Annotated in this window: 3 protein-coding genes and 1 pseudogene; 2 read left to right on the top strand and 2 right to left on the bottom strand. The window is 62.4% G+C overall.

The genetic code is table 11. The features are described 5' to 3' along the window. Positions 1-275 precede the first annotated feature (275 nt). On the top strand, positions 276-746 hold the full coding sequence (locus VZ95_RS10585) for an Lrp/AsnC family transcriptional regulator (RefSeq protein WP_045775810.1): 471 nt from the start codon (positions 276-278) through the stop codon (positions 744-746). Between the two features lie 5 nt (positions 747-751). Here VZ95_RS10585 and VZ95_RS10580 read toward each other — a convergent pair. Both VZ95_RS10580 and VZ95_RS10575 read right to left on the bottom strand, forming a co-directional pair. Continuing rightward, positions 752-2118, bottom strand: a pseudogene (locus VZ95_RS10580) (glutamate--cysteine ligase). A gap of 47 nt (positions 2119-2165) precedes the next feature. Further along, entirely contained in the window at positions 2166-3020 is an 855-nt protein-coding gene (locus VZ95_RS10575) for a 16S rRNA (uracil(1498)-N(3))-methyltransferase (RefSeq protein ID WP_045775808.1), read from the bottom strand. A gap of 136 nt (positions 3021-3156) precedes the next feature. Here VZ95_RS10575 and VZ95_RS10570 point away from each other — a divergent pair, with 136 nt between their 5' ends. Further along, positions 3157-4959 (top strand): potassium/proton antiporter, encoded by a 1803-nt coding sequence (locus tag VZ95_RS10570; protein WP_045775807.1) that lies wholly within the window; start codon positions 3157-3159, stop codon positions 4957-4959. The last annotated feature ends 239 nt before the right edge of the window (positions 4960-5198 follow it).

Raw genomic sequence — 5198 nt, 5'->3', positions numbered from 1 at the left:
AAGGCCCAGTTTGCGTCCGTCCCAAAAGCGAGTTCCGTCTCATTTGCCCGGAGGCAGCGATAGCCTAGCGGTGCAAACATCGCCTCGTAGAAGCGCTTCGCGTGATCGAGATTGCGAACCCCGAGGGAGAGATGATCGAGCATAAGAGTAGCTTCCTATTCACAAGCGGATTGGAGGTGAGAATAGGACGAGCCTGCGCGGCAGAGTGATCTATCTTGATCGCTAATGTAATCGTTTTGATTGCTATAGCGGCCCTTAATGCGCAAAATGATCGCATGTCTGATTTGGATCGGTTCGACCGCCACTTACTAACCTTAGTTCAGGACGATGCCACGCAAACCAGCGAGGCCCTGGCCGCGAAGGTTGGGCTATCGGCGGCAGCCTGCCGTCGCCGGTTGCAAGCCTTGCGGCACAGAGGCGTGATTGACCGCGAGGTTGCGATTCTAGCCCCTGCGGCGGCGGGAAATCCAATTTCGGTGATCGTTCTCGTGTCGTTAGAGCGTGACCAACGCGAGATTTTAGAGAGCTTTGCCCAAACCATGAAGGCCGCGCCGGAAGTTCAGCAATGCTGGTACGTCACCGGCGCGGCAGACATCGTCATGGTGCTATCGGTGGCCGATATGGGGGGCTATGAGGCGTTCAGCAGTCGGCATTTTCTCGGTAATCCTAGCGTAAAACGCTTTGAAACCATGATTTCGATGCGCCGCCTGAAATTCACGACGGCGCTGCCGATTCCGCTCGCCTAACCGCCCTAAAACGCCCGCTCACCGTAAATTTTTCGCACATCGCCCTGCCAAGGACCATGAAAGGCATCCAGCAAATCATCCGCAAAACTGCGGCCGCTGGCGGCGATGGCGAACAGCGGGTCGAGCGTGTGGGTTTCATCCTCGCCGTGGCCGTTGAAGCGGCGGCGATTGCGAAGCCCGTCGCAGGCGATGGTTAGCATGGTCAGCGCCACCTCGCGCACGGTTTGGCCCTTGAACGGCGTGGCGAGGCCGCGCGCCGGAACGCTCGTGCGAAGCGTGGCGTGATCTTCGGGCGTCCAGCCCTTCACCAAATCCCAGGCGGCATCAAGGGCCGTCGTGTCATAGAGCAGCCCGACCCAGAGGGCGGGGAGCGCGAGCAGGCGCTTGGTCGGCCCGGCGTCGGCCCCGCGCATTTCGAGGAACTTCTTCAGCCGCACTTCCGGGAAGACCGTGGAGAGGTGATCGATGAAATCGCCGACATGGGCGCGCTCGCCGGGCAGGGCCGGGAGTTTGCCGTCGATAAAATCGCGGAAATTCTGACCCGAGGCATCGATGTATTTCCCATCGCGGTAGACGAAATACATCGGCACATCGAGCATATAGTCCACATAACGTTCGAACCCCATACCGTCTTCGAACACGAAGGGCAGAATGCCGCAGCGGTCGGGGTCGGTATCGGTCCAAATGTGACTACGGAAGCTCTGGAAACCGTTCGGGCGGCCTTCGGTGAAGGGCGAGGCGGCGAATAAGGCGGTGGCGAGCGGTTGCAGCGCCAGCGACACGCGGAACTTTTTCACCATATCGGCTTCGGAGCCGTAATCGAGGTTCACCTGGACGGTGCAGGTGCGCAGCATCATATCGAGCCCGAGGCTGCCCACTTTCGGCATATAGGCTTTCATAATGGCGTACCGGCCCTTGGGCATCCACGGCACTTGCGCGCGCGTCGCCAAGGGATTGAAGCCCGCGCCAAGAAAACCGAGGCCAAGCTTGTCGCCGATGGCCGTCACTTCCTGGAGGTGATTCAGCAGTTCGGCTTCGGTTTCGTGCAGCGTGGCGACGGGTGCGCCCGAAAGCTCGAACTGCCCGCCCGGCTCCAGGCTCACCGAGCTTTGCCGCGCGTCAGCGCAATCGGATGATCGCCTTCCAGCACCGGCGTCCAGCCATACTCAGCCGCAAGGCCTTCCAGCAGCGCGCGAATACCGTTCGGCCCGTCATAGCCCGGAGCGGCGAGACCATCGCGGAGGAAGACGAATTTTTCGTGCTCGGTGCCGATGGACCATTGGTCTTCGGGCTTAGAGCCGCTGTCGAGATAGGCGACCAACTGGCGCGTATCGGTAATCACATCGCCTAGACCGGAAGGGGTGCCCGCCATCAAATCCCTCGTTTTCTGCCGCACCGCCTTGAGTGGCCGGGGGCTTTTTAATGCGAAGCCAGCGCGCTGCCGCGCGGCCCTTGTTCCCGCCAATCGCCCCGCTGCGCCTGAACAAGCGCCAGCAAGGCCATCGCCGCCGTATCGGCCCGCAGAATGCGCGGCCCCAGGCTAACGCGCAAGACAAAGCCCGCTCGCCCCGGAGCGGTCAAGCTAACGCCGTTAACCTCATTCTCACCATGCCGAGGCTCTTGCCCGATTGCAAGCGCCTTCAAAGCGTCGCGCTCGCTGGGATCGAACCCGCCTTCCGGCCCGATCAGCACCGCCAGCCCGACCGACTCGGGAAGCCCTGCGAGGGCTGACAGGGCGTCGGGCGCGTCCCCCGCTTCGTCGGCCATCAGCAGCACGCGGCCCGGCGGCCAGTCGGCGAGAAGCTTCGCCAATTGAACCGGCTCGGCCACCTCAGGGAGCGTGAGACGCTCGCATTGTTCGGTCGCTTCCTGGGCAATCGCGCGCAGCCGCTCGGTGGTGACGCGTCCGGCGTTAGTGCGGCGGGTCAGCACCGGGAGAAGGCGGGACGCGCCAAGTTCGGTGGCTTTTTCCACTATCATATCCAGCCGGGCGCGTTTGATCGGCGCGAAGCAGAGCCATAGGTCCGGTTCAGGCGCGAAGGGCCGGGTGAGCCTGTCGATCCGAGCGAGGCCGCTGCGTTTTTCCAGCTTTTCCAGCACGGCCAGCGCTTCGCCGTCGCGGCCATTGACCAGCGCGAGGCGATCGCCGGGGCCGAGGCGCAGCACAGCGCGCAGGTAATGGGTCTGCGCTTCATCCAGGCTGAGGTCCGCCCCCGGTACCAGCGCGGCCTGGACGAAAAGCCGCGCCGCAAAAATATCTTCGTCGGATGCCATGATGCTGCCGTGATCCTTTCGTGTAAGGCTAGGGGGAACGGGTACAGCAAACGTAATACGGCAGAGTTTACCGTCTTTCGCTACGCTGAAAATTCGTCATGATAAGCGTCGAGTCGAGAAGCATCGGGAGAAACGCGTGGACGCCAGCAATCAGCTTATCCTCCTTATAGGCACTCTGCTGTTGCTGAGCATCTTTGCGGGCATGGTTTCGACGCGCGTCGGCGCACCCTTGCTGGTGGTCTTTCTCGGTCTTGGGATGCTGGCGGGGGAAAACGGGCCGGGCGGGATTCTTTTTGCCGATTTTCAGGCCGCCTATACCATCGGTAGCGCCGCGCTGGCGATTATTCTATTCGAAGGCGGTATGCGCACGCCGCTCAGCCAGTTCCGACAGGCGGGGCTGCCCGCCTTCGTGCTAGCGACGGTGGGGGTTGGGCTGTCGGCCGGGATCGTGGCCGGGGCGATTGCGCCTTTCTCCCATAATTGGGTGCAGGCCTTGCTGATGGGCGCGATTGTGGCCTCCACCGATGCCGCCGCCGTCTTCGGGCTGATGCGGCAGAATAAGGTCGATATCCACAAGCGCGTGCGGGCGACGCTGGAAGTTGAATCCGGGCTCAACGACCCGATGGCGATTTTCCTTACGCTGCTGCTGGTAACGATCCTCGCGCCTAATAGCGAGGGGGCCGTGAGCATCGGCCCGATTCCGTTCTTTCTGCTGCAAATGCTCGGCGGCGCGGCTTTTGGCGCGGGCGGCGGCTTTGCCTTGCGCGGTATTTTGCGCCGAATCGACATCGAACCCGGCCTCTACCCCATTTTCACGCTGGCGGGCGCGTTGATGGTGTTCGGCGCGGCTCAGAGTGTCCATGCCTCGGGCTTCCTTGCCATCTATCTCGTCGGACTGCTGGTCGGCCATCAGCGCAGCAAGGCCCACGCAGGGATCGAGCGTTTTCTCGATGCCTTCGCCTGGCTTGCGCAGATCGCCCTGTTCCTCATGCTCGGGCTGCTCGTCACCCCCGCCTCGCTGGTCGAATATCTCGGCCCGGCGCTGTGGGTGGCCGTGGTGCTGATGTTCGTGGCGCGGCCCTTGGCGACGGCGCTGTGCTTGCTGCCGTTCCGCTTCAACTGGCGCGAGGTGATCTTCGTCTCCTGGGTTGGCTTGCGCGGGGCGGTGCCGATCTTCTTGGCGATTGTGCCGGTGCTGGCGGGCGCGCCCGGCGGCATGGCCTATTTCTCCGTCGCCTTTGTGGTGGTGGTGCTGTCGCTGCTCGTGCAGGGCTGGACGCTCGCCCCCTTGGCCCGCCTGCTGCGCCTGACCGTTCCCGCCGAGCCGCCGCCGCCCGCCCGCTTCGATATCGATCTGCCGGGCACGGTGGAGGGCGAGAATGCCGTCTCGGGCTATGCGGTAACGCCGGAAAGCGCCATTCTCGCCCGCGCAGACGGGGCTTTAACCCTGCCGGGCAATGCCAAAGTCTTGATGCTGTTGCGCGAAGGCATGGCGCTCGGCCCGAATGCCGCAGCAACCCTGGTGCCCGGCGATTATCTGCTGATCCGCGCCGAAACCGCCTTTCTAGGGCAGATCGACCGGCTGTTCGGCCCGAAATCGACGCGCATCGCCGACCCCGATGCTCTGCTGGGCGAATTCACTATCGATGGGTCGCGCACGCTCGACGATTTCGGCAAACTCTACGGCGTGCCGATTCCGGAGGGCTCCGGGGGCCTGACGATTGCGAGCTACCTCGCCGAAAAGCTTGCAACCCTGCCGACGGTGGGCGACCGGGTGCGGATGGGGCCAATCGATTTGATCGTCAAAACCGTCGAAAATGATCGGATTCTCGATGTCGGGATCGATCTTGAACCCGAACGCCCGCCCGAAGGGATGGAGCGTTGGGCACGGATCACCCGCATGCTGCGCGAAGGGTTCCGGTTTCGCCATCACTCCTGATTATTTTAGCACTCCTCTTCAGAGGGCTAGGCAGAGTGCCATCCTTGAACCCAGATAAAGACACCGTTAAGGTCCCTCGGCGCTTTGTTTTTTCCCCCTAGTCATATTGCGAGATTCGAATGGCGATCCTGAAGTCTATGCGGATCGGGCCGCGCTTGGCCCTTGGATTTGCCGCAATTCTTGTGCTGATGGTGGCCCAAGCCATTATCAGTATCCGCGAAGTGAGTAAGATCGACGCG

Source organism: Elstera litoralis, from assembly GCF_000963705.1.
GTDB classification, from domain to species: Bacteria; Pseudomonadota; Alphaproteobacteria; order Elsterales; family Elsteraceae; genus Elstera; species Elstera litoralis.
The sequence above is the reverse complement of the archived record's forward strand: the minus strand, read 5'-3'. Positions and strand labels throughout refer to the sequence as shown.

Bases quoted from the DNA above. Each gene is read 5' to 3' on its own strand.
- VZ95_RS10585 (WP_045775810.1), top strand. From the start codon at position 276: ATGTCTGATTTGGATCGGTTCGACCGCCACTTACTAACCTTAGTTCAG.
- VZ95_RS10575 (WP_045775808.1), bottom strand. From the start codon at position 3,020: ATGGCATCCGACGAAGATATTTTTGCGGCGCGGCTTTTCGTCCAGGCC.